This window comes from Oceanobacillus locisalsi (assembly GCF_042675985.1).
Taxonomy (GTDB): Bacteria; Bacillota; Bacilli; order Bacillales; family Amphibacillaceae; genus Oceanobacillus; species Oceanobacillus locisalsi.
In genome coordinates this window covers 467074-493534 of sequence record NZ_JBHTKK010000001.1, presented here as the reverse complement: position 1 = coordinate 493534, position 26461 = coordinate 467074, and the positions used below count along the sequence as shown (strand labels likewise).

Annotated in this window: 22 protein-coding genes; 20 read left to right on the top strand and 2 right to left on the bottom strand. The window is 36.9% G+C overall.

What is annotated here, in order from left to right; translation table 11 throughout:
- Positions 1 to 208: 208 nt before the first annotated feature.
- The 19 genes from ACFQ19_RS02195 (at position 209) to ACFQ19_RS02105 (ending at position 22678) form a co-directional block, all read left to right on the top strand.
- A complete protein-coding gene (locus ACFQ19_RS02195; RefSeq protein WP_379590292.1) occupies positions 209 to 928 on the top strand; it encodes a PTS sugar transporter subunit IIA in 720 nt (239 codons plus the stop codon).
- A gap of 14 nt (positions 929 to 942) precedes the next feature.
- Positions 943 to 1212, top strand: coding sequence for a PTS sugar transporter subunit IIB (locus ACFQ19_RS02190; RefSeq protein ID WP_379590291.1), 270 nt, complete (start codon positions 943 to 945; stop codon positions 1210 to 1212).
- A gap of 9 nt (positions 1213 to 1221) precedes the next feature.
- Positions 1222 to 2580 (top strand): PTS ascorbate transporter subunit IIC, encoded by a 1359-nt coding sequence (locus ACFQ19_RS02185; RefSeq protein ID WP_379590315.1) that lies wholly within the window; start codon positions 1222 to 1224, stop codon positions 2578 to 2580.
- Between the two features lie 23 nt (positions 2581 to 2603).
- Positions 2604 to 3239, top strand: coding sequence for a D-sedoheptulose-7-phosphate isomerase (locus ACFQ19_RS02180; protein ID WP_379590290.1), 636 nt, complete (start codon positions 2604 to 2606; stop codon positions 3237 to 3239).
- A 314-nt stretch (positions 3240 to 3553) separates the two neighbouring features.
- Positions 3554 to 4033 carry a 23S rRNA (pseudouridine(1915)-N(3))-methyltransferase RlmH gene (gene rlmH, locus ACFQ19_RS02175; protein ID WP_379590288.1) on the top strand — a complete coding sequence of 160 codons (480 nt, stop codon included), beginning with the start codon at positions 3554 to 3556 and terminating at the stop codon, positions 4031 to 4033.
- 319 nt (positions 4034 to 4352) lie between these two features.
- Positions 4353 to 5336, top strand: a complete 984-nt coding sequence (locus tag ACFQ19_RS02170; protein ID WP_379590287.1) for a LacI family DNA-binding transcriptional regulator — start codon at positions 4353 to 4355, stop codon at positions 5334 to 5336.
- A gap of 255 nt (positions 5337 to 5591) precedes the next feature.
- Positions 5592 to 6437 (top strand): sugar phosphate isomerase/epimerase family protein, encoded by an 846-nt coding sequence (locus tag ACFQ19_RS02165; RefSeq protein ID WP_379590286.1) that lies wholly within the window; start codon positions 5592 to 5594, stop codon positions 6435 to 6437.
- Between the two features lie 27 nt (positions 6438 to 6464).
- Entirely contained in the window at positions 6465 to 7565 is a 1101-nt protein-coding gene (locus ACFQ19_RS02160) for a Gfo/Idh/MocA family protein (protein WP_379590313.1), read from the top strand.
- 170 nt (positions 7566 to 7735) lie between these two features.
- On the top strand, positions 7736 to 9118 hold the full coding sequence (locus tag ACFQ19_RS02155) for an MFS transporter (protein WP_379590285.1): 1383 nt from the start codon (positions 7736 to 7738) through the stop codon (positions 9116 to 9118).
- A gap of 104 nt (positions 9119 to 9222) precedes the next feature.
- Positions 9223 to 10326, top strand: a complete 1104-nt coding sequence (locus tag ACFQ19_RS02150; protein WP_379590284.1) for a Gfo/Idh/MocA family protein — start codon at positions 9223 to 9225, stop codon at positions 10324 to 10326.
- Positions 10327 to 11040: 714 nt separating this feature from the next.
- Entirely contained in the window at positions 11041 to 12735 is a 1695-nt protein-coding gene (locus ACFQ19_RS02145) for a methyl-accepting chemotaxis protein (RefSeq protein ID WP_379590283.1), read from the top strand.
- A 265-nt stretch (positions 12736 to 13000) separates the two neighbouring features.
- Positions 13001 to 13876, top strand: a complete 876-nt coding sequence (locus tag ACFQ19_RS02140; protein WP_379590282.1) for a LysR family transcriptional regulator — start codon at positions 13001 to 13003, stop codon at positions 13874 to 13876.
- 113 nt (positions 13877 to 13989) lie between these two features.
- A complete protein-coding gene (locus ACFQ19_RS02135) occupies positions 13990 to 14358 on the top strand; it encodes a CidA/LrgA family protein (RefSeq protein ID WP_379590281.1) in 369 nt (122 codons plus the stop codon).
- Positions 14355 to 15029, top strand: a complete 675-nt coding sequence (locus tag ACFQ19_RS02130; protein WP_379590280.1) for an LrgB family protein — start codon at positions 14355 to 14357, stop codon at positions 15027 to 15029. Before ACFQ19_RS02135 ends, ACFQ19_RS02130 begins: the two co-directional genes overlap by 4 nt.
- 1229 nt (positions 15030 to 16258) lie before the next feature.
- The gene (locus ACFQ19_RS02125) at positions 16259 to 18022 is read left to right on the top strand and encodes a DUF2334 domain-containing protein (protein ID WP_379590279.1); all 1764 of its coding nucleotides are present in this window, start codon (positions 16259 to 16261) and stop codon (positions 18020 to 18022) included.
- On the top strand, positions 18015 to 19271 hold the full coding sequence (locus tag ACFQ19_RS02120; protein ID WP_379590278.1) for a glycosyltransferase: 1257 nt from the start codon (positions 18015 to 18017) through the stop codon (positions 19269 to 19271). The genes ACFQ19_RS02125 and ACFQ19_RS02120 overlap by 8 nt, the downstream gene beginning before the upstream one ends.
- A gap of 22 nt (positions 19272 to 19293) precedes the next feature.
- Positions 19294 to 20421, top strand: coding sequence for a non-hydrolyzing UDP-N-acetylglucosamine 2-epimerase (wecB, locus tag ACFQ19_RS02115; protein WP_379590277.1), 1128 nt, complete (start codon positions 19294 to 19296; stop codon positions 20419 to 20421).
- A gap of 18 nt (positions 20422 to 20439) precedes the next feature.
- On the top strand, positions 20440 to 21528 hold the full coding sequence (locus ACFQ19_RS02110) for a glycosyl hydrolase family 8 (protein ID WP_379590276.1): 1089 nt from the start codon (positions 20440 to 20442) through the stop codon (positions 21526 to 21528).
- A gap of 148 nt (positions 21529 to 21676) precedes the next feature.
- Positions 21677 to 22678 carry a response regulator gene (locus ACFQ19_RS02105; protein ID WP_379590275.1) on the top strand — a complete coding sequence of 334 codons (1002 nt, stop codon included), beginning with the start codon at positions 21677 to 21679 and terminating at the stop codon, positions 22676 to 22678.
- Positions 22679 to 22888: 210 nt separating this feature from the next.
- Here ACFQ19_RS02105 and cudC read toward each other — a convergent pair whose 3' ends face one another.
- Positions 22889 to 23467 (bottom strand): choline uptake/conversion transcriptional regulator CudC, encoded by a 579-nt coding sequence (gene cudC, locus ACFQ19_RS02100; protein WP_379590273.1) that lies wholly within the window; start codon positions 23465 to 23467, stop codon positions 22889 to 22891.
- Positions 23468 to 23717: 250 nt separating this feature from the next.
- Entirely contained in the window at positions 23718 to 24611 is an 894-nt protein-coding gene (locus ACFQ19_RS02095) for a glycine betaine ABC transporter substrate-binding protein (protein ID WP_379590272.1), read from the bottom strand.
- A gap of 383 nt (positions 24612 to 24994) precedes the next feature.
- Here ACFQ19_RS02095 and betB point away from each other — a divergent pair, with 383 nt between their 5' ends.
- Positions 24995 to 26452 (top strand): betaine-aldehyde dehydrogenase, encoded by a 1458-nt coding sequence (gene betB, locus ACFQ19_RS02090; protein WP_379590312.1) that lies wholly within the window; start codon positions 24995 to 24997, stop codon positions 26450 to 26452.
- Positions 26453 to 26461: the final 9 nt, after the last annotated feature.

Here is a 26461-nt window from a genome sequence, read left to right as displayed (position 1 = left end):
GAAAAATTAGCTCACCTCTTACCTTGGTCACCGACTCTTCCTGAGGAATGTCGTGTTCCCAATCAATCTAAATAAATCATAACAATAGTCCATACCTTTTAATAGGTGTGGGCTATTTTACGCTTACATTACCTTACATGTTGTTTCTTCTATTGAAAAAATCAAAAATAAAATTGCAGAAGAATTGAATGTTATATTGATATGTCATATGGGGATAGGTACATCTCAATTTTTAAAATATCAGCTAAATCATCATTTTAAATTTAAGCCGAGGATAGTAACTAAAAAGATTCTATCAGAAGAAGCGAATAAAGCAGATATGATTATTTCAACGATTCATTTACAAGATTTTAATGTGCCTTATATACAGGTAACACCGTATTTAACAGAAGTTGATATAAAAAATATACAGTATCTTGAAAACAAAGTAGTAGAGGAAAAGATAACTTTACAGAAAGAAGGAATATGGAAAGGAAGAAGTGAACCTATGTTAAAAGACCTTCTGACAGAAGAAACGATTGAAACAAAAGTGCTTGTGAGCGATTGGGAAGAGGCAATTATCTATAGCGGCAAAATTTTAGAAAAAACAGGTGTTATTACAAATGAATATACGCAAGCCATGGTGGAAGCAGTAAAGAACTTTGGTCCATATATTGTAATCGCACCTAGAATTGCTCTTGCACATGCTAGTTCTAAAGATGGCGTTAATCAGATTGGGATGAGTTTGATTACATTAGATGAGGAGGTTGAATTTGGAAATAAAGAAAATGATCCTGTGAGAATTGTGGTATGCTTGGCAGCTATTGATCATCACACACATTTAAAAGCGTTATCAGAATTAGTAGAAGAGCTAAATAATGAAACATTTATAAATATGTTGCTTCGTTCGAGTAAAGAAGAAATTGTAAAAGAAATTAACCAAAAATAAGGGAGTGCTTCAATATGAAAATATTAACAGTTTGCGGTATGGGTTCAGGATCGTCATTAATTTTAAAAATGAATGTGGAAGAGGTTCTTTCCAGTTTAGGAAAAGATGCAGAAGTAGAGGCATGTGATATCGGTTCAGTAGCAGGACATCAAGTAGACATAATTATATCTACCAAAGAATTTGGGGATCAGCTAGAGGAGTTTGCGGCTGAGAAAATTTTAGTTAGTAATGTAGTCGATAAAAGTGATATAGAGAAACAATTAACTGATCATCTCGCCAAATAGGAGGAGACTATAATGAATTTTGTATACAGTTTTTTTAACCAACCAGCGATTATTATCGGTTTGATTGCTCTTATAGGTTTAATTGCTTTACGAAAGCCTGTTGATAAAATTTTATCTGGAACATTTAAGACCGTAGTTGGTTTTGTCATTTTGTCACAAGGAGGAGGAATTATTTCAAGTGCGTTAGAAAACTTATCTCCTGCATTTGAAAGTGCCTTTCAAGTGCAAGGGGTAATTCCCTCTAATGAAGCTGTTATCGGATTAGCAGAGACTTTATTTGGTGCAGAAATGGCTCTTATAATGGCATTTGGATTTATTTGTAATATTTTAATTGCTCGTTTTACCAAGTTTAAATATATATTTTTAACGGGCCACCATGTTTTATTTATGTCAGCACTATTAGCAGCCGTGTTAAGTACAATTGGTTTTCGAGGTACAGAGTTAGTCATAACAGGGTCGTTAATCTTAGGTGCTGTAATGACACTGTCTCCAGCGGTTGTTCAGCCTTTTTATAGAAAAGCTACAGGTAATGATAATGTTGCTATGGGTCATTTTAATGCAATAAGTTACTCTTTATCCCCGTTAATCAGTAAGGCGGTTGGAAAAAAGCAACGGTCCACTGAAGATATTAAAGTTCCCAAACAATTAAGCTTTTTTCGAGATAATACGATTACAACGGCCATCGTGATGATCATTTTATATGTAACAACCTATTTGTTTGCAGAACGCTCTGTCACAATGGAGTTATCAAATGGAGATAATATCGTCATGTTTGCCATAATGCAGGGAATGATTTTTACAGCTGGATTTGTCGTTGTTTTACATGGCGTAAGGATGATGCTTGCAGAAATTGTTCCTGCATTTAAAGGAATTTCGGAAAAAATAGTTCCTGACGCTACTCCTGCGCTTGATGTGCCAGTATTATTTCCGTACGCCCCTAATGCTGTACTAATTGGTTTTATATCTTCTGTTGTCGGAGGGTTTATTGTTTTTCTTATTTTGCCATTTACCCCGTTGCCAGTAATTATCCCTGGTTTAGTAAATTTATTCTTTGTCGGCGCAGGTGTTGGTGTTTTAGCTAATGCAGTTGGCGGAATTCGAGGAACAATTGTCGGAGGAGTTTTTAATGGTGCGTTAATTACTTTCTTACCTGCTCTAATGCTTCCTTTGTTGGGAGAGCTTGGATTTGCAAACTCTACTTTTGGTGATGCTGATTTTGCAATAACGGGAATTCTTCTCGGTCAACTCGGTGTATTATTCAGTAAAACAGGTATCTATGGAATCCTGTTCCTTCTGGCTCTTATCTTTATCGTTGGTTCCATTATCAAAGCAAAGAATGATAGAACACCGGAAGCTGAAACAAAATAGTTTAAAAAGAAAGGAGCTTATCCATGGCTATCCAAGAACATGTCCAATTGTTGGTGAAAAGATATCCTGTGTTGGAAGTAAATCAGAATCAAATTGAAGAAACTTATCATTTATTAATGCAGACCATCCAATCGGGCGGCACAATCTATATGTGTGGGAATGGAGGAAGCTATTCCGACGGACAGCATATTGTAGGTGAACTGTTAAAATCATTTGATAAGAAAAGAGAATTAAATAGACATATCATTGAAAAGCTTGTTTCGGAATATGCAGAAGAAGGTCAGTATCTGGCAGATAATCTAGAAGCAGGTATTGATTCCCTGGTACTGGGGAGTCAAGATGCATTTGCATATGCCTTTAGTAATGATGTGGATGCTGATTTAGTATTTGCGCAAGATTTGTTAACACGCGGTACAGAAAAAGATACTCTAATATGTCTATCTAGCTCAGGCAACTCTAAAAATATAAAGTATGCAGCGATGATAGGAAAAATGATAGGAATGAATGTAATTCTGCTAAGTGGTCAGCAGCACGGAAAAATTGCTGATTATACGAATTGCAATATTCAGGTTCCAGAGACGGAAACATATAAAATTCAAGAATTACATTTGCCGATTTATCATTGTCTGTGCTTAGCTGTAGAGGATAGTTTGTTTTAGTTTCATTTGGTTTTTAGGTTTATATTCAATAGAAGAGCAATAGAGAAAATAGAATAAAATTTTTCACTAAAGAGATACCAGTTTATTTATTGTAAATTAATAGGTATCTCTTTTAATTTACCTTAATTTATTGTTGAAAAATAATTAGTCAAACAATGATACTTTGTAAATCTAAATCGTATGGAAGAGAATAGGGTAGTATCGAGTTTAACAATACAATGATATATAGAAAATGGCAACTTTTTCTTAAGAATATGGTAAAATATAAGGATATTGGGATGAAAAAAATTATTTTATCATAAAGGAAGATAGCGATGAATATAACTCTTGTCACCGTTGGAAAGTTAAAGGAAAAATACTTGCAGCAAGGTATTGAGGAATATAAAAAGCGATTGGGTGCTTATGCGAAAGTGAATATTGTCGAAGTAGCGGATGAAAAAGCGCCGGAAAATATGAGTGAAGCGGAAATGGAAGAAGTGAAGCGAAAGGAAGGTGAGCGTATTCTTGCGCAGGTGAATCCGGATGCTTTTGTGGTTACGCTGGAGATTGAGGGGAAGATGCTCAGTTCGGAGCATCTGGCGAAAAAATTGGACGAGCTTGCGACTTATGGGAAGAGTAAGATTGTGTTTGTGATTGGCGGATCGCTTGGGATTAGTGCGGATGTGCAGAAGCGGAGTGATTTGGCGTTGTCGTTTTCTAAGATGACGTTTCCTCATCAGTTGATGCGGCTGGTTTTGTTGGAGCAGGTTTATCGGAGTTTTCGGATTATAAGGAGGGAGCCTTATCATAAGTGATGAGGTTATTCCGGCAAACAAATAATAAAGCTTATACGACGGTAATTTTACCTTGTATAGGCTTTATTATTTGTTATTAATTTCTGAGTTGTATACATTATCATGAAGAAAAAATCGTCTCTAATCTTTATTGCAAAGGTATTCAACAATTTAAATTAGCAAGTGTTTTTTAATAGCTAGATGGATAGATTCCCTTTCATTTATATAAAATTGATTGTATGATAGTAAGAACTAGAAGAATCAACCATATTCTAGAAATTCAATAAAAGTTAAAAAATTTAAATGTAATCGATTACTTATGTGGATGGAGGAAATACTAATGGCTACAATACAGGAAGTTGCTAAATATGCAGGTGTTTCTGTTGCTACAGTTTCACGTGTGATTAACACGCCAGATAAAGTTAAAAAACATACGCAGTTTAAAGTTGAAAATGCAATTAAAGAGTTAAATTATGAACCCAGTGTGTTAGGAAGAAGCTTAAGGACTTCGCAAAGTAAACTTCTTTTAGTACTTTTACCCAATGTTTCCAACCCGTTTTACGCGAAAATAATAAATGGTATTCAAGATAAAGCGATAGCATTTGGATATAATATTCTTTTATGTGAAACAGATTCAGATCCTGATAGAGAAGTTATATACTTTAATATGATTAAAAATAAATTGGCTGACGGTATTATTTCAATGGACCCTACAGTAAATAAAAAAAAATTAATTGAACTTTCTAACGAATATCCAATTGTGCAATGTAGTGAATATACTAAAGATAAAACGTTGCCTTTTGTAACGATTGATAGCAAACAGGCAGCTTATCAAGCAGTTAAACATTTAATCAAATTGGGACATAAAAAAATAGGGCTTATAAATTTTGATAAAAAATTCCTTTACGCATCCGAACGTTACAGTGGGTATGAAAAAGCACTCAAAGAATTTAACTTGGAGATTACTGATGATTGGATTTATAATACCAAACACTTAAATTTTGAGTCGGGGCAGCAAGCAATGAGAGTTTTGCTGGATCAGATTGACCGGCCGTCTGCTGTTTTTGCTGTTTCAGATGTGTTGGCAGTGGGAGCGTTGAAAGAGCTACATATTAAGCAGTTGGGGGTGCCAGAAGAAATGGCTTTGATTGGCTTTGATAATATTGAATTTTCGAATGTGGTATACCCTCCTTTAACTACAGTAGCACAACCAATGTATGAAATGGGAGCTATTTCAGCTCAAATGCTAATGAGTAAGATTAAAGGAGAAGAAGTAGAGAGCCGTTTTTTGGAACACCAGCTAATTATTCGTGAAACCACCTGAGAACGCATTATTTTATTACATAATATTGGGGAACAAAAAAACTGATAAATATAAAATTTCACTTGACAATGTTTTTAAGTAACTATAGACTTCTAAGTAATCGATTACATTTTGTAAAATTTCAATATCTTTTCGTATTTAATTTTAAGAAAATTATTGCAAATATTCATCTGAATAAAGTAAAAATAACTTTGGTAGTTTATGTTAATTCAATGTAAAATGTAATCGATTTCATTAAAAGAAAAGGGGATGCTTATGTCATTATCTATGGGATTACAATTATTTTCTGTACGAGACGAGTTGGCGAAGGATTATTTTTCTACACTAAAGAAGATTGCTGATATTGGTTATGAGAATTTGGAATTTTTTATTCATGATGCTGATAAAGAAATGAAAATAGAAGGCTTGGAAGCGAAAGATTTAAAAAATAGGTTAGACGAGTTGGGACTTAAAGCCATTTCTATGCATGTATCACCTCTTACCGATGAAATTATAGAAGAGGCGATTACCTATAATTTAGAGCTAGGAAGTGGGGGAATTGGCTGTTCGATTGCTTTTTTCAGTAATAAACAAGAAGTTTTAGATTTTAGTAAAACACTAAATAAGTACGGTCAAATGTGCAAAGAGAAGGGTCTTGACTTTTATTATCATAACCATTTTCAAGAGTTTCAAAAATTTGATGGAGAATATGTTCTCGATATTATATTGGAAAATACGGATCCTGAGTTGGTGAAGCTGGAGTTTGATACTTATTGGACTCTAAGAGGCGGTGTAGACCCAGTTGATTACCTCAAAAAAGTGAAAGAAAGATGTAAAATTATTCATCAAAAGGATATGCCATCATCAACGAATCCGGTGAATGCCTTTGAAAGCTTAGATGAGAATGCGGTAATTGATTTTGATGCCTTCATCCCATTTTCTCAGCCTGAGTACTTCACCGAGATTGGGGATGGAATGATGGATATACCAGAAATCATCAAAACGGCGCAGGAAATTGGAAGCGCAAAATATATTTTAGTAGAACAAGATTTAACAACTAGAAGTCAACTGGAAAGTATTGAAATCAGTTATAAAAATTTAAAAAACATGTTAAATGAATAGTTATTTTGGAGGCAGATACAGTTGAATATAAATAATAAGTTGAAAATAGCGATTATTGGGTGTGGAGGTATTGCTTTACAAAAACATCTTCCTGCGCTTGCAAATCTTAAAGATAAAACAGAAGTGGTAGGTTTTTGTGATGTTATAGAAGAAAGAGCCGAACAAGCATTAAAAGAGTACGGCGGTACAGAAGCCAGGGCATATCAAGATTATAAACAAATGCTTGGAGAAATAGATATAGATGTCGTTCATGTGTGTACGCCTAATATATCTCATGCAGAAATTACAATTTATTCACTAGAATCCGGGAAACATGTTATGTGTGAAAAGCCAATGGCTATTAATTCGAAAGAAGCGAAACAAATGCTGGAAACAGCCCGTCAGACAGGTAAAAAATTGACTATAGGTTATCAAAACCGGTTCCGGCAAGATTCTATGACGTTACATGAGGCTTGTAAAAACGATGAGCTTGGTGATATATATTTAACAAAAGCACATGCGGTAAGAAGGCGAGGTGTACCGACTTGGGGCGTTTTCCCTGATAAGGAAAAGCAGGGTGGCGGACCATTGATTGATATCGGAACTCATGCGTTAGATTTGGCCCTATGGTGTATGAACAACTATAAACCTAAAAGTGTTTTTGGATCCACTTATCAAAAGCTGAAGGATAGACCTGAAGGAAACATGTTTGGCCATTGGGAACCAGAGTCTTTTGAGACAGAGGATTCAGCTTTCGGTTTTATAAAAATGGAGAATGGTGCAACCATTTTTTTAGAATCTGCTTGGGCTATCAATATGGTGAATACAAAAGAAGCGCAGGTAACCCTTTGTGGAACAAAAGGCGGCGCAGAAATGTTTGGAGAAGCATTTCTAGATAAGGGTTATGTTGTATTTAATCATGTTGCCCATGATCAGTTAGTGGAGACAAAACCTTCAGGAGCCGGAGGAATATATGGCTTTTCCAGTGAGACCCTTGAACAAAGGGATGCTGAAGCAACTCAATGGATTGATTGTATTTTAAATGATACAGAACCTTTGGTAAAACCGGAAGAAGCAATGGTCGTTACACAGATTTTAGAAGCTATTTACAAATCTGCAGAAACTGGACAAGTAGTTGAATTAAATTAATTATTGTCCTCCATAGTGTTTGTAATTCTTGTGTGTAGAAAATGAAGCGTAAACAGCCCGAGAAAATGTCCATTCAATCGTTACTCGGGCTATCTCTATATGAAAAACTTTTTCTTAAACATGATAGATTCTGGGTGGGGAAATAAATTTAAGAGAGGTGGAGAGGAGCTTTGGCAGAATTAAATGCTAGTGCTGAGGTGGCAGAAACAAATACTGGAAGTCCTGAAAAATTAAGAATGTTGGAAAAAGTCAGTTATGGTTTTGGAGATTTGGCTTCAAATTTTGTTTGGGGAATGACTACAAGTTATCTGCTTTTCTTTTATACAGATGTTTTTGGGATATCAGCCGCAGTAGTTGGGACGCTTTTTCTAATTACAAGAATCTGGGACGCTGTGAATGACCCTATTATGGGAATTATTGTGGACAAAACACGTTCAAAGCATGGGAAAGCCAGGCCGTATATATTATACTTAGCAGTTCCGTTTGCGATTTTGAGTGTCTTGACTTTTATTACACCTGACTTTTCAAATACTGGGAAAATCATTTATGCGTATATTACTTATTTTCTATTGGGTATGATTTATACAGGAATCAATTTGCCCTACGGTGCTTTAATGCCTCTCATGACTAGAGATTCTATTGAAAAGTCTAAATTAGGTAGTTTTCGTATGATGGGACTTGCTGCAGGGTCGATTGCAGTTTCTGCTCTCACACTTCCAATGGTTGATTTATTAGGAAATGGTAATCAGCAATTGGGATTCCCTATTACGATGGCTCTTTATTCAATAGTTGGTATTGTTTTGTTTATGTTTACTTTTAAATTCTGTAAGGAACGTTTTACAGAACCAATTGATCATAATAATCCAATAGTGTTTAGAAAAGCTGCTATTAATATGTTTAAAAATATTCCTTGGTTAATGGTATCAGTTAATTCTCTGGTTTATTTTTTGCGCATCGGTTTATTTTTCGGAGTATTAATTTACTATGTCACTTATGTATTAGAACAACCACAGATGGTTCCGTTGTATCTAACACTAGCAAATGTTGCGAACTTTGTGGGAGGGGCTATTGCTCCTTTTATTCTAAAAAGGCTGGGTAATAGAAATGGAAGTATTATTTTGCTAGCGCTTTGTATTCCATTATTTATTGCCATGCTTCTTTTGGAAAATGGATCATTTGTTGTTTTTACAACAGTCTTTTTCATTGCATTTACTTTTATTGGTGTGAATGGCGCTGCAAATTTTGCTTTATTAGCGGACTCTATTGACTATCAGGAGTGGAAATATGGACAAAGAACAGATGGATTACTGTATTCTGCTTATAGTTTTGCTACTAAGTTTGGTATTGCCATCGGATCGGCGGCAGTAGCATATGCTCTAGCGTGGGCGGGATATAATCCGGATGCTATTACTGCCTCTGCTCAAGATATGATAAGAGTTATTATGTATGCGGGATTAATTATATTAACTGTTATTCAGATTATAGCTCTTTTATTTTATAAATTGGATAAATTTCACGCAGATATTATTGCTGATTTAAGAAATAGAAACTAACATTTATAGCATTGTATTTTATAGATTCGGATTGTATAACTATTTTATAGATTGTAGTTAAGAATTGGCTTCTTAGTAAAGTAAAAAGAAAGGATTTTTTAAATATGCAAAAAATCAACGTAGGGATTATTGGCTGTGGAAATATAAGTTCCATTTATTTCGAAAACTTGAAAGCGTTTTATAATATAGAAGTATCAGCTTGTGCTGATCTAGATATTTCTAGAGCACAGGAGAAAGCACAGGAATTTAATATACCGATAGCTTGTACAGTTGAAGAACTTTTAGATAATCCTAGCATTGAATTAGTAGTTAATTTAACAAACCCAAATTCACATGCAGAAATTCATCTTAAAACACTTCAAGCTGGCAAGCATAGTTATAGCGAAAAACCGTTAGCAACAGAATTAAAAGATGGAGAAGAGATTATGAGTTTAGCGAAAGAAAAAAATTTATTAGTAGGTGTAGCTCCAGACACTTTTTTAGGCGGGGGAATCCAAACTGCCCGTAAATTAATTGATGATGGATGGATAGGCAGCCCCCTCGCTGCTACTGCTTTTATGATGTACCGTGGGCCAGAAAGTTTTCATCCCGCTCCTGGGTTTTTATATAAGCAGGGTGCTGGGCCATTATTTGACATGGGGCCTTATTATTTAACTGCACTTGCTATTTTATTAGGACCAATAAAGAGTGTATCAGGTATCGCAAAGACATCATCTTCTAAGAGAGTAATTACTGGTGAAATTAATTACGGAGAAGAGATAGATGTGGACGTGCCAACTCATGTGGCAGGGTTATTGGATTTCCAAAATGGCGTAGTAGGTACCCTTATTACAAGTTTTGACGTTTGGGGAACAAAGAGTTCCAATATTGAGATCCATGGTACAACTGGCACTCTGATTGTTCCGGATCCTAACAATTTTTCTGGTTCCGTTTATGTGAAGAAACAAGGGTTATTAGATTTTGAAGAAGTACCACTTACACATAGCTTTAGAGAAAACAGCAGAGGAATAGGAGTTTTAGACATGGCAGATGCTATCATTAAAAGAAGAAAGCATCGAGCAGATGGACTTCTTGGTCTTCATGTATTAGAAGCAATGCAAGGGTTATATACTTCTGATCAGGAACGAACGTATTATAATATGAAGTCGAATTTTGAGGTGCCTGATACCTTACCGATGGATATTTTAAAAAATGGGAAAGGTATCTAAATAGCAGTTAATAAATAACTTGTGATTATTGTTCTAATCAAAAACATCCGTATTCTAAATCAAAATGAAACAAGCTTCGGGCTATTGGCTTTTTGAGATTTACATTGAAACTATCGTTAACCTTAGCAAAATTATTATATAAAAAGTGAAAATAAGCTTCAATACTTTTCAAAAAGTCAACCGCCCGTAGTCAGGTGATTTTTTATTTGTTTGTTCGTAACAGTTGATCTGTGAAGTTTGTTCTTTTATCATAGGGCTTTTGTAAAATCAGTATATTAGATTTTATCGAAATAGCCCTTCTATATCCCTCAAGCGACAATTTGAACTACATTTCACCCTCCCTTTAAAATGACCGCGAAAATAAGAGTTACTCTAATAACAACCGTTATCCATCTATTAATATCTTTAAACCACCTCAGCTTACACCTGTATATTTATTCCAAAATTTATCAATCCTTCCCTTCAAAAATCCCCAGACAAGCCGATATAAATAGAGGCACTATCACCTCGCTTGGTTAAAGTACAACCATAGACGCCACGCTATAAACGTATACAAACCACCCAGCTTCGCACGAGACATATCATTTGATTCTGACATAACAATTTTAAAAATAAAATTGCCCTTACCCTTCAGAAAAATAGATAAAATCTCCTGTGTACTGCATGAAGATAGCAGTGTAGTGTTAAATCGTTTATATAAAGAAGGAGAAAGTAATGAGGAATATATTTAATTTCAAAAGCATCAAGAGCAAAATCATAGCTGCATTTTCGGTGGTTATTTTATTAGTGATTATATTAGGTCTATATAATTACATAGCTATTAAACAGATCAATGAGGATACAACAAATATTATTGAAAACGATCTCCAACAATTAATCGCAAACAAGGGCATGGAAACAACAATGGCCAACCGGATATCAACCGCACGTGGTTATATATTAAGCGGAGATAGTACGATGAAGGATCGATTTGAAGAATATACGGAACAGGGCACCGAATTTGAGGAATTGGCAAGAAGTGTCGGTGTTACGGAAGAATTTGATGATTTAATTAATGAAACTGTTGATTGGCGAACAGCTATTGCTGATGATGTATTTGCGGTATATGAAAGAGGTGATCAAGATACAGCTATAAAGAATCTCAATGAATTGACTCCAATTGTCCGTGAAATCATGACTGGATATGAGGAACTGGCAGCGAATTCGGAAGAAGAGATAAACCAGCATGGGGAAGGGATTATTGATAACGGAGAGCAAACATTAACCGTTGTTATTATTGCATCCATTTTGATTGTTATTCTCAGCATTATAGCAGCACTTATTACCGCGGGAATCATTTCAAAACCGATTAAGGCTGTGATGGAACGAATGAAGCTTATTGCAAGTGGTGATTTAAGTCGAGGGGACTTACAAACGCATTCCAGAGATGAAGTTGGACAGCTGGTTAATGCCGCCAACGAAATGGCAACCAATACACGTGATTTACTTACACAAATAAATACGGTATCTGAAACGGTTACCAATCAAAGTGAAGAATTAACGCAGGCGGCCAATGAAGTAAAATCTGGTTCGGATCAGGTTGCCATTACGATGCAGGAATTGGCAACAGGTTCTGAAACACAGGCGAATAGTGCCAGCGACTTAGCGTCGGTAATGGGTACCTTTGCTGCTAAAGTACAAGAGGTCAATGACAATGGCGAACGCGTTCAGGAGTATTCAAATGAAGTGTTGGGAATGACACATAAAGGTAGCGAAGCAATGACAGCTACGACAGATCAAATGTCTAAAATTGACCGGATTGTTCAAGGAACGGTTGCGAAGGTAGAAGGATTAGATGAACAGTCTCAGCAAATTTCAAATCTTGTTTCGATGATTAAAGATATTGCAGACCAGACGAATCTGCTTTCGTTAAATGCAGCCATTGAAGCAGCAAGAGCAGGGGAGCACGGGAAAGGCTTCGCGGTTGTGGCAGATGAAGTGAAGAAGCTTGCGGAACAAGTAGCTGTTTCCGTCACGGATATTACAGGTATCGTAACGAATATTCAGAGCGAAACTAGTGCCGTTGTAGAATCATTGAAAGGTGGTTATACCGAAGTCGAACAGGGGACGAAACAAATCATGACAACTGGAGAAACCTTTAATGAAATCAACGAATCCATATCAAAAATGGCAGAAAATATTAATATAGTATCTGGTAACTTAGCTGATATTGCTACAAATACCCAGGAAATGAATGAATCGATTGGAGAAATAGCTTCTATTTCCGAAGAAGCGGCTGCGGGAGTTGAGCAGACATCTGCTTCTACACAGCAAACGAGCGGTGCAATGGATGAGGTAGCAGGAAGTTCGGAGCAATTATCCAAGCTTGCGGAAGAATTAAATGGGTTGGTAAGACGGTTTAAGCTTTAAGTGAGGGGTTTGGAAGTATATCATTCACCTGAATGAGAAAATAAAGGTTTTGTAGAGAAGTTGCGTATAAAGCTGATAAGCAACTTCTCATTAAAAGGAATTACGGGAGAGTTAAGAAAGATCTCCTGTGATTCCTTTTTCTATGGTGATTTAGCGTCTTATAGAATTTCCCGGGTCAGTTAATTATTAAGCTGATTCAGTATAATAGTATGAACCCCTAAAATAATGCTATATTAATTATAGCTAAAACAAAGAGGTGAGCCCCATGGAACTCAAACAACTAACCTATTTCAAAGAAGTAGCAAATCAAAAAAGCATCACCAAAGCCGCCGAACAAATACACATTTCGCAACCAGCTCTAAGCAAGTCCATCAAATCCTTAGAAGATGAACTTGGAACTCCGCTGATTATCCGGACCAACAAAACCATAGACTTAACCGATGCTGGCAAAACGGTATTGGAATATACGCAAAAAATAAACAACTTGGTAGATGAAATGACATTAACAGTAAGTGATTTGACGAATTTATCGGCAGGGGAGCTGAATATTGGTCTTCCTCCTTTTATCGGGAGCCTGTTTTTCCCGGAAGTGATGAAGAATTTTCATCGCAGTTATCCGAATATCACATTAGATATCACGGAATATGGAGGCGCCAGGGTTGTTAAAAGTGTGGAAGAGGGTGAATTTGAGCTAGGCGTGGCGGTGCTTCCTTTAGATGAACGTGTCTTTAATATTTATCCGATTGTGAAGGAGAAAATGAAGCTGATTGTTCATAAGGATCATCCGCTGGCTTCCTATACAAAAGTAAATGTAAAAGATTTACGGGATGAAGAATTTATTTTTTACCATGAGGATTTTGCTTTAAATCAAATTGTACGAAATCATTTCTTTACGATAGCGGGTTTTGAACCGAAAATCTTATTTAAGAGCATGCAATGGGATTTGATGTCTGAGATGGTTGCTGCAAATTTTGGGGTAACGATATTGCCAGAGTCCATCTGTAACCGTTTGTTTACAAAGGATATTAAAATCCTCGACCTGGAACCGACGATTATGTGGAAACTTGCTGTCATTACGAAAAAGGGGAAATATATTTCCAATGCAGGGAGGAAATTTATTGATTTTATTCTAACGGATTAATTATAACTTTGAGTTATGAAAATGATAATTAATATGTATTTTACGAATGGTATAGTGCGGCGTAATATAGATAACAGATGTTTTTATATTACGTATAGAAGAAGGGAAAGCCTGTGAAAGTTATCAAGGTTATTTTACAAATTTGTTTTTTACATGTCTTTCTGCTCCTGGGAGCAGTGTTAAAATATTTTATTCCATTGCCGATTCCAGCCTCTATGTTTGGGTTATTTATATTATTCGCGGCATTGTGCTGTCATGTTATCAAGTTAGAGTGGGTCGACCAGGGCGCGAAATGGTTAATGGCAGAGCTGTTGCTGTTCTTTGTTCCTTCTGCTGTGGGAATCATCAATTACGAAGAGATTTTCAGTATGCAAGGGATAGGAATTGTCGGTTTGATTGTGATTAGCACGATGATTGTGATGGGCTTAACTGCCTGGACAGCTGAAAGAGTATCGATGAAGAAGGAGGGGGAATCGCATTGATTATCGTATTGTTTACGGTGATAACGTATTTGATTTATGTTCTTTCAAAAAGGATTTATAAAAAGATGAACTTTGCGCTCTTCCACCCGCTGTTATTAGCGCCAATCCTATTAATAGCGGTGATTTCCATCATGCATGTGTCTGCCAATGATTATATGCAAGGCTCCAAATTCCTATCACATATGCTTGCGCCGGCGACAGTGGCTTTTGCAGTGCCTATTTATAAGAACCTGCTAATTATAAAAAAATATATGAAAACCATTCTGATCAGTATTACGGCTGGAACATTGATGGCAATGGTTTCAACATTCTTGTTATCTAAATTGATACACTTGAGTGATGATTTTATTGTTTCCATTCTTCCACGATCGATTACTACACCGATTGCCATGGAGGTATCAAAAGAAATTGGCGGTTTGCCGACATTAACGACCGTTTTTGTGATTATCACAGGTATTGTCGGAGGAATAGTAGGCCCAAACGTACTGAAATGGCTGTCTATTAAAACACCGATCGCCAAAGGATTAGCCTTAGGAATGGGAGCGCATGGTGTCGGTACGAATAAAGCGTTGGAATACGGAAAACAGGAATCGGTCTTTTCGTCCTTAGCGATGATTTTTGCGGCACTATTTACATTAGTTTGGGGTTCATTACTAACGTCCTTTATTTAAATGGCAGGATGTTTTTATATGGACCTCCTGCCAATGTAGATCGGCTATCAATAAATCAAATAAAATATCAATGCTCCCAACTTATATAACTTGAAATTAATATTTTACCTTCTGGCGTTCGCTCCGGCCAACCACTCCGCTTTCCATGGGGACGGCTTCAGCTAACTTGAAAAGAAGACCGCTTTTCAAGTGGATCTTCAGCTCGCTCTGTTCCCATAGGAGTCTACGTGGTTGGCCTACGCTCTAATAGGATTTTGTAGCGTATGGAAGAAATAACATCCTAATGAAGTTAGAGGGATTTTAATTGTTCAGCTATTTCAACCGTATAGAATATCCCACTAGCGGAGGCGGACCGTTTTGACTCCTGAAAGGAAAGCGGAAAGCGTCGTTTAAAAACGTAACAACTGCGCCCCCGATCTTTGGGGGTGGTTCGACCTTGGTCGAACTTCCATCGCTTACGAGATAAAGGAATCACCGTGAGTTTACGAACGGATGATGACTTATCGTAGGGCGCTCTCGGGAAGTTGTCTAGTTTTTGACGCTTGTAGCTGGACGAGGGATCAGCACCCTCTGAAGATGCCCTTTTGCCAAGCGCTCTTCTTGGCAAAAGTTAGCTGAAGAGCGTGCCCCTAGGAAGACTAAAGTCGCAACGTCCTGGGGTTGCGCTTACTCACCCCATTAAAACCGTTGTTGCAACGTCTGCACTAGTACGTCCTGGGACTGCGGTTACTCGCCCCATCAAAACCGTTGTACGTCGGAAAGCAAAACGGTCCGCCGCATATCAGCGGTCGCCTTACACTTCACCTTCTCATCTTCAGATGTATGGAAGAAACGATTTACCTCTGTTCTTATGGAAAAGAAGTTACTTTTTAAAGTGCGTCAGTTGAGTAAAGAAAAAGATAGGTTTATTAATTCAATTTATATAGAATCTATTTTTATAATAATTTCCAATCTACCCGCCAAACAGTATTCTTTATTGTTTGGCGGGTTTTTTATACGGTTTCCTCCCTATATCCGCAAAAATCTTTCAGCTAACTAATATAAATGATTTCTAGTCATTTATATTTAATCATTAGTATTCAACTAAGTATTAGGTTGTACAGTTTTTGTACAGGCGGGAACTGTTCTCTTTTATACACTTAGAGAGTTATTATAAAAATAAGTACTAAAGTATAAATAGAAACAGCATACGGTAATTTATATGATTATAAAGGAGGGGCATGTGCAAAATGAAAATGAAATTTCTGTTATATACAGTTTTTTTCATCTCATTTTTGTTGATTCATAACGAGAGTAACGCAAAAGCAATAGAGGCTGATATCGAGAAAATACATCCAGATATACATATCTTAGTTATATTTTCATCAAACGATGGAAATATAGATGAAAACCAAAGAATACTCGATATGGCGCTAGGACATTTTTCAGAAAATATAACCTTTGTTAATTCAGAAAATATGGAAGAATCAGACTTAAGTGGGATAACTCATCTTGTTTATTACGGGGAAACGGAAGAAGACCTTCCGAATGATATTCCGGATTTGGTTTCTTCATTTGATGGACCGACAATGGCTATTGGTCATAATGTGGAACAATTAGGAGATCATTTTTCTTTCGTTGAAACTGGAGAGAGTACAGAACAAACGATAAATGAAATTGCGTATATGGACGACGAAGAGAAAACAAGAGAAATTGAGCCGGAATATATTATAGATGCGAAGTTGGATGATGACGCAGAAGTTTTAGCTCAGGGAAGCGGCAATCAAGGCGAATTTCCGCTGATTGCGCATCGTGATGACAAGTACTATGTCGCTACAGATACACTTCTTCCACCGTACTCTGTTTATTTTTCACAGGCTTTAAATACGATGTTTCATACAGATCCGAGTAACGAAACACCTGCCTATCTTCGTTTGGAGGATGTTCATCCTTTGGTCGATCCGGAGAGTCTCATGGCTATCGCAGAGGAATTAAAAGAAAGGGATATCCCCTATATGATTGCTGTGATACCGGTTTATACGGATCCTGAAACTGGAAAAGAATATCGGTTTGAAGACATGCCGGAAGTGTTAGAAGTGCTCAAATATATGCAGGAAAACGGAGGCAGTGTCGTTCTTCATGGATATACGCATCAATTTAGACAGAGCGAAACGGGAGAAGGCTTTGAATTTTGGGATGTCGAAAATGAAATGCCTATTTATCACGGTCCCGAGGAAGAAGCAGTGAAAGTTTCCGAGGATGATTTTGAGAGTCGCGAGGCGTATGAGGCTTATATGGAAGAAAATAAAAATTTTGAACGGGAGTATATTGAAGACCGTCTAACGAAAGGAGTACAGGAATTAGCCAACTATGGTATCTTTCCGCTGGCATTTGAAGCGCCCCACTATACGATGTCTCAAAATGGTTATGCAGTTACGTCAGAATACTTTTCTACTTATGTGGGACAAGCTCAACTTAGTGATGAAGAATGGGAGATTATGAATACAACACCATATGCCTCTAAACCGGATTTCTTAAATGGGATGCTTTTGCTGCCAGAGACGATTGGTTTTGTACAGCCTGAATTAGATGATCCTGTAGAAAATATGATGGAAGCAGCAGATCTGTATCAGGTGACGGATGGTGGAATGATTGGCAGTTTTTATCACCCTTATCTGGGAGAAGAAGGTTTCATTGAATTAGTTGATGAGATGGAAAACATACCGAATCTAGAATGGATAGATTTAAAAGAAATAGATAATACGGTGGAAGTTGAAAATGTCACCATTGTCAGCAGTAACGGAGAGATAGACGCTAATGTTGACCATCTGGGGTTAATGACAACATCCTTCAATTATACCGCATACCATATTAAGGAATTTTTTAAAAATACTGCATGGGTTATCGCTTGGGCCGGCGCCTTCACTGTCATTTTATTGATTTGCTTTACTGTTGTACAAAAGACAAAAGAAAAGCGGGAAGATAGGGAGGAGAGGAAGGTAAGCAATGGCTGATTTTATTCTGTATTTTTCATTATTTTTAATTTGGTTCATGCTGTTTTACCATATGTTTTTAATGTTAGGCGGCTATCGATATTTCCGTCATCATCCAAAAATTAAGCAAAAATGGGATGAGGATCCGGGAGAAATGCCTTCTGTCAGTATTTTAATTCCTGCTCACAATGAGGAGATGGTGATTCAAGATACAGTTGAGGCGATGATTCATTTGAAATACCCGAAAGATAAATTGGAAGTAATCGTCGTCAACGATAATTCCAGCGATTCTACAGGCGCTATTCTTGATAATTACGCGAGAAAATATGACTTTATTAAGCCGATCCATACGAAACCACCACAAGGCGGGAAAGGAAAATCTGGTGCTCTAAACCAAGGATTAAAGCATTCGACAGGAGAAGTTATTGTTGTCTATGACGCTGATAATACGCCGGAACCGGAAGCTGTTTATAACTTGGCTCTTGGCTTAAACAAAGATGAAAAGGCTGGAGCGGTTGTCGGGAAGTTTAGAGTATTGAATGCCCATCAAAATTTACTAACACGCTTTATTAATATGGAAACACTGACGTTTCAATGGCTTGCGCAGGCAGGTCGCTGGTCTTGGTTTAAATTAACAACGATTCCCGGGACCAATTTTGCTATTCGCCGTTCTATTCTTGAAGAACTTGGCGGGTGGGATGAAAAAGCATTGTCAGAAGATACGGAACTCAGTTTTCGAGTCTATAACTTTGGCTACCACATTCGTTTTTTTCCTGCTGCTGTTACTTGGGAGCAGGAACCAGAGAGTTTAAAGGTTTGGTGGAAGCAAAGAACCCGCTGGGCGCGCGGGAATGAGTATGTGATTGCCAAATTCCTGTTCAACCCGTCGCAGGTAACGAATAAAAAGGTACCTTTGGATTTATTCTATTTTCTGTTTGTATACCTTCTGTTCTTCAGCGGCATTATTATATCACACGGCATTTTTATTACGAATTTATTTTTTGACTTAGATTTATCGATTGGCACTGTGTCCATCTTTTTATTAGTTACCGGATTTTTAATGTTTCTGACGGAAGTCTGGCTTGCGCTCAGTCTCGAGAAAAATCAGCTTACGTTTAAAAACGCGTTAATTGCTGTATTGATGTATTTTGTCTACTCCCAGATGTGGGTTGTCTTAGTGGCTTATGCCACATTCCTTGAATTGAAGCGTGTCATGTTGAAACAAGATGTTAAATGGTACAAAACCGAAAGATTCGAGCAAAGTAAATAATAATCATAAGGGGGCAATTCCATTGATGAAAATTATGTCCGTCTTTGGTACAAGACCTGAAGGAATAAAAATGGCACCTGTTGTGCAAGCGTTAGAACAAGATCCAGATATAGAGAGTATTTTTGTTAATACAGCGCAACACAGAGATATGCTTGATCAGGTGCTGCATTTATTTGATATCACATCAGATTATGATTTAAATCTTATGAAAGAGGGCCAGTCACTGGAAGACTTAACAAACAGACTTATAGATAAGGTATCTAAAGTGATTGAGAAAGAAGAACCGGATTTAGTGCTGGTTCATGGAGATACAACAACGACATTCGTAGGAGCCTATGCAGCGTATTTGCAAAAGGTTCCTGTAGGTCATGTGGAAGCTGGCTTACGAACACATAATATATATTCACCATTTCCTGAAGAAATTAATCGACAACTAGTTAGTAAAATCGCAACATATCATTTTGCGCCGACGAATAGAAACAAAGAAAATCTATTACGAGAAAATGTGTCAGGGGACAATATTCAAGTAGTGGGGAATACGGTGATTGATGCACTTTTGGAAATTAGCCGCCGAACAAGTAATCTTCCTAACGAACTTGAAAATATTTTGGCTACGGGTAAAAAAACGATATTGCTAACGATGCATAGAAGGGAAAATTTAGAAGCACTTCAATCTGTCTATCGAGCTATTCATCGCATTGTCGCTGCCAATGATGATGTACAGGTTATCTTCCCGATTCATAAAAATCCAGTTATTAGGGAAATGGCGCTTGATGAAATTGGCGGAAATACAGATATTTATCTTATTGAGCCTTTAGAATATGAACAGTTTATTCACGTCATGAAAAATGTCTATCTTATCATTACAGACTCTGGCGGCATTCAAGAAGAAGCCCCTGGTCTTGGTATTCCGGTCTTAGTCGCCAGAGATACGACAGAACGTCCGGAAGGGGTAGAAGCTGGAACCTTGCGCCTTGTCGGAACGTCAGAGGATATAATTGTTCTAGAGACCCAACGTCTACTTTCGAATGAGGACAGTTATAAAATGATGAGCGAGGTTCAAAACCCATTTGGACAGGGCGATTCAGCAAATAAAATTGTTGCGTACATCAAAAGGAACGTTGGCCAAGGACTGTTGGTTTCTAAGTAGGCTGCGGGAGGATAGCACGTGAAACGTTTTATGTTGCTCATCGGTATTTGCTGTTTGATAGGGGGCTGCACGATGGATGATTCTAAAGAATCAAACGAAAGAGGTAATAAAAATGAAGCTTTTATTAATAAGTGGCTGAGGAATGACAATGGTTTGCTTGCTACTTATATTCAACATAGTGATTTAGAGGATGAAGATTTGGTAGCAGGGCGTGAATTGCTTTCTGAAACGCTGGGGCTTTGGATGTTTTATGCATTGGAAAAAGAGGATAGCGCATTATTTGATGAAATCTATACACAACTTCATGATTTTTTCCTGGAGAATGACGGTTTTGTACATTGGAAACTCACAGAAGAGGGCGATAGTGAGGTATCAACGAATGCGTTCATTGATGATATTCGTATTTCGAATGCATTGCTTTATGCTTATGAGATGTGGGGAGATGAAAAATATGTAGATACAGCCAATACCATTAATGCATATATTTCTGCAAATAATGTAAATATTGGTATATTCACAGATTTCTATGACCGCGAGGAAGTGTACGCATCGTCGAACATTACGTTATCGTATATTGATATACAAGCGATGAACAGGATGGCTGAACAAGGCAGTTTAAATCAGCAGGTAGTAGAGAACACGGCAAATGTACTAACAGAAACTCCCTTGCGTAATGGTTTTTATCCGAAATCCTATAATGTTGAAAATGAGACGTATGCATATGATTCCGACATCAACATGGTTGACCAAGCCATTACTGCTTATCATCATGCGCAAGCCGGGAATCCATCTGAAGAACTTTTACGCTTCATTCAAGAGGAAATGGAAGAGAACGGAGTTGTGTATGGTATGTATAACCTTGAAACCAAAGCCCCTGTTGTTGACTATGAATCTCCGGCTATCTATGGTTTTCTCATTTTATATCTTTTGGAAATTGGTGAGGAGCAGACAGCGGATGCCATTTTTGATCGTATGAAAGCATTTCAAGTGACGAATGCAAATAGCGAGTATGAGGGAGGATATTCCATTACGGATGGGGATACGCATATTTTTGATAATATCGTTCCTCTAATCGCAGAGCAATCCTTACAGAATTACAAGCAATGATAGGATGATAACGCATTATGGCAGGAATCGTTTGATGTTTCTTAAATGTGGGAGGAAATATTTCTTAGGAAGTAGATTTAGCTGATAAATATAGGAAGTAAACAACCGTGTTTTGAAGTTATTCTAATTTATAGAGGGAGAAGATGCTATGCTTCATATTTCTATTATTGACGATGAACATTTAGCATTACAATATTTGGATTTACAGTTAAGTAAAATAGAAGGGGTGCATGTTACAGGTAAGTTTATGGATGCGAAAGAATTAATCAAGCATGTTCAGGAGCATAAGGTAGACGCTGTATTTCTTGATATACGTATGCCTTATGTAAAAGGAACAGATTTGGCAAAGCAGCTATTAAACATTAACCCTTCTTTATATATTGTTTTTGTTACGGCATATAATGAATATGGAGCGGAAGCTTTTGAGATAAATGCAGTAGATTATATGTTGAAGCCTATAAAGCAGGAGCGTTTAGCAGTAGCTGTACAACGGATAAAAGATAGACAGGCGATGGAACAAAAAATGACGCCTGGTGAATCAAGATATATCATTAAAGACTTGGGAATGTTGCAAATATATGAGAATGATATACGAGCAGACGTGAAATGGCGAACGTCTAAAGCGAAGGAATTATTTGCTTACTTTATCCATCATCATCATAAGACCATCTTGAAAAGAGATTTAATCGAATTGTTGTGGAGTAACCTCTTTTGGGAAAAAGCAAATGCCCAACTGTATTCAGCTATATATCAAATTAGAAAGACGTTGCAGCAAATTGGTGCTCCGATTGAAATCATCAGCCAGGAAGAATTTTATCAAATTGATATCGGGCATGAAATACAGATTCAATCTCATCAATTTAAAATAGCAGCACAGCGTTTATTGAACGAAAAAGAAGTAGATAGAGAACAATATTTTAGGCTGCTGGAATGGTATCAAGGCGATTATTTAGCTGGATTGGGCTATTCATGGGCTGTTAAAGAGAGAGAAGAGTTAAAAGGATTATGGCTTGAACTAATTGACCGACTGACGGAGGAGTTACCTCTCTTTGAGAAAACATCTTCCTATAACGTTGCTAAATTAAAAAGGTTAACAGGTTTTGATACTGAAGCAGAAGAGATAATAAAAGATAAATGTGGGGTCGTTTGATAATATTTCTGGAAGTAAGGAGGGGGAATGGTGCCTGTATACCAGAGAATATAAAAGGTATGCAGGCACCATTCCAGTTCAGTTTATTCATCAATTAGTACAATGAGCCGAATGTGAAAATGGAAAATGTGCTGTGTTCTTTTTCTTGGATTTTTTAACATTCAAATATATCTTTTGTTCGTTAATAAAAAAAGAGAAGCTATACTCCTCTTAGTTTCTTTCATCCACATCTTCTACAGGTATATAATTATATATTTCTCCAGATTTAGTAAGTTTCGTTAGTTTTTCCAGCCAACGATAATATACCAAAGCCTCATCAAGTTGTTGGTAATCCCGGATAGCTTTTTCTCGTAATATTTCATCTGTTTCACCATCTTCAATTACTTCTTGAAGTTGCTCTTGAGCTTTTTTAATATTAATCATAAACATACTTACTTCACGTTCCCATTTCAGGCCAAAAAAATGAGAAAAATAATTAAAGAAATTTTTTTCAGCCATGAAAGAATCTTTTCTTGAACCTTTTTGCCAAACTTTGTGAACGATGCCGATATCTTGAAGTTTTCTAACAGATGTACTCATGCTTGGTTTACTCATCCCAAGTGCTTCTTTCATTTCATCCAACGTAATAGGCTGATGTTTAAAATACATCATTCCGTAAAGGCGTCCGACTGAAGGGGTAACACCATAAAAATCCATCGTCTCGGAAAATGTATTAACCATCAGACTTTCAGCTTGGTCAATTTTTTCTTTGTTTTTTACATCTTTAAAATTATCTTTATTTTCGTCCATAACGGCACCTCTTTTATAGCGGCATGAAGCATGCTTCACTCTTAAATTTATTCATAATTAATTAAACGTTTATTATATTTTATAATGAATAGTGCTGATATGCAACTTAGATTCGCTAAGAGATGTGAAAAGGTTGCAATACAAAATACGTAAGGAATACGTTTAGTTTTTTACTGGAAATAGATAGCTGCAAAACTATCCTATCAGGAAAAGAGACGAACTTATACCAAGCTCCGCCTCTTTTTTATGCTTATTCCATCCATTCGTCAATTACATTCTGATTTTCTTCTATCCATTTTTCTGCACCTTCAATAGGATTTTCCTCATTTTCTTTAACGTAAACCATTAATTCGCCAAGTTGATCATCGTTTAGTTTAAAGTTTTTCATCCAGTTATTAACTTCCTGAAAATCTTCATCAAATCCTTCACGGGATGCCATAAAAATTTCTTCTACTTCACCATAGGTTTTATTCGGATCTTCCAAAAACTTTAAGTCTACTTCCGAAAAAATAAAATGTGGTTTCCATAATGGTGCAACGATAGGTTCTTGATTTTCTGCTGCGTCCCTTACAGAGGTAATCATTGCTGCTTCACTGCTCTCAACGAGATTATAATCAAGATTGTATTCTTGAATGACGTCGTCTGTTGTTAGCATTGTTCCTGCTCCAGGCTCAAATCCTGTTATTTTGCTTTCAAATGTATCTTTGTTTTCATTTAAGTCTTCAATGCTATTTATGTCATCCATATATGCTGGAACGGCCAATCCAACTTTCCCATTTTCATACCAGGGTTCTTCGAAAAAATCGGCCTCGTCTTTATATTCTTCATAGTAATTCTTATCTTGCACTGGTAACCAGATTTCTGGTGCTATATCTAAATCTCCTTCAGCTAATGCGGCCATTTGCGGTCCCATCTCAATAAGTTGTAACTCTACATCATATCCCTCATCTTCCAGAATAGCCTTCCACATATTTGTAACTGCAATGTTTTCAGGCCAATTAATCTGTCCAATCGTGATTGTATCTTGATTCGATCCATCTGTTGTACTCCCCGAACTATCTGCTTCCCCATTAGAACCGCATGCTGTTAGCGTGAAAAATATAATCGTAAATAAAAATAACTGACTAATACTGCGAAAATTCATTAACTGTCATACACCCTTCTCATTTAGATTTTGGCAAACATTGATTTCAAAACACACCTTTGCCAGAAGTGCTATTGGCAATTTTTAATGAATTATTGATTTTGCCCTCCTTTGTTAAATAAAATAAATACATTCAATAATTTTTGAATGTTTCATTCTATTAATAGAGTAACGAAAGATTATTTTTTGTCAAATCGAAAAATAATTTTTTGCTTGTCTTATCGTTGTTCTATCAACGATGCAATAAATTTATATTTTTTAAGGAGTTTGACAAGTAAATAAAAACACTGGTAGGATGACTTTATTAATAATATTAAATTTTTATTTAACAAACTTAACAAAGTTGAGTGTTGTAGAGGAGTGATGATTTGCGTTTACAAAGAATGTATATAAATGGAAAATGGATCGATTCTGAATCTGGTAAAACGAGAGAAATTATAAACCCTTATAATCAAGAAATAATTGCAACTGCTGCAGAAGGAAATGAAAAAGATACGAAAGATGCTATTCAAGCAGCTAGACAGACGTTTGATGAAGGCAGTTGGAGTACATTGCCTGCCAATGAGCGGGGAGAGTTCGTTTATCAGATTGGACAGTTGATTCGTCGTGATTCACAAGAATTAGCCGAATTGGAAACATTAGATACAGGTAAAACAATTCAAGAAAGTCGAGATGATATGGCAGATATTGCGAACGTTTTTCTATATTTCGGCGGGCTAGCCGATAAAAATGGTGGCGAAATAGTTAAATCACCGTTTCCTGATAGTGAAAGTAAAGTTGTTCGTGAGCCTGTTGGTGTTTGTGGTCAAATCACACCTTGGAATTACCCTTTATTGCAAGCTGCGTGGAAGATTGCGCCTGCGCTGGCAGCAGGGAACACTATTGTTGTGAAACCGAGTGAGATTACACCATTGACGACTGTGAAAGTATTTCAATTAATTGAAGAGGCTGGCATACCAAAAGGTGTCGCTAATTTGGTACTTGGCGCCGGGGTGTCTACAGGTGCCGAACTATCTGCTAATCATCATGTTGATTTAATTTCATTCACCGGCGGTATGGAGACTGGAAAGACCATTATGCAAGCAGCCAGTCATAATGTAAAAAAAATCGCGCTTGAACTTGGCGGAAAAAATCCCAATATTGTCTTTGCCGATGCCGATTTTGAGACAGCAGTTGATCAGGCTTTAAATGCTGTATTTTTCCACGCTGGACAAGTTTGTTCTGCAGGAGCCAGGCTTTTAGTGGAAGAGAGTATCCATGATGAATTTGTAGAAGCGCTGATTGAACGAACGAAACGCATTAAGCTGGGCAATGGTTTTGATGAAAGCACGCAAAGCGGCCCGCTCATTTCTGCAGAGCACCTTGCAAAAGTTGAACAGTATGTGGAAATAGGCGAAAAAGAAGGAGCTACATTAGCTGTCGGCGGAAAGCGTCCGAATGACTCAGAACTGCAAAACGGCTTTTTCTATTTACCTACCATTTTTACAAACTGTACTAATGATATGCGTATTGTTCAAGAAGAAGTTTTCGGGCCAGTACTAACAGTAGAAACTTTTCAATCCAAAGAGGAAGCAGTTAAATTAGCGAATGATACAATCTATGGTTTGGCAGGTGCTGTATGGACACAGGATTTGAATAAGGCTGATTTTATCGCAACACGTTTGCGGATGGGTACTGTTTGGATCAATGACTTTCATCCTTATTTTGCGCAAGCACCATGGGGTGGTTATAAGCAATCAGGCATTGGCCGTGAACTTGGCCAGCAAGGTATGGAAGAATATACCGAAGTGAAACATATTTATCGTAATAAACAACCTGAACCTATTCATTGGTTCCGTTAATTTTTATTT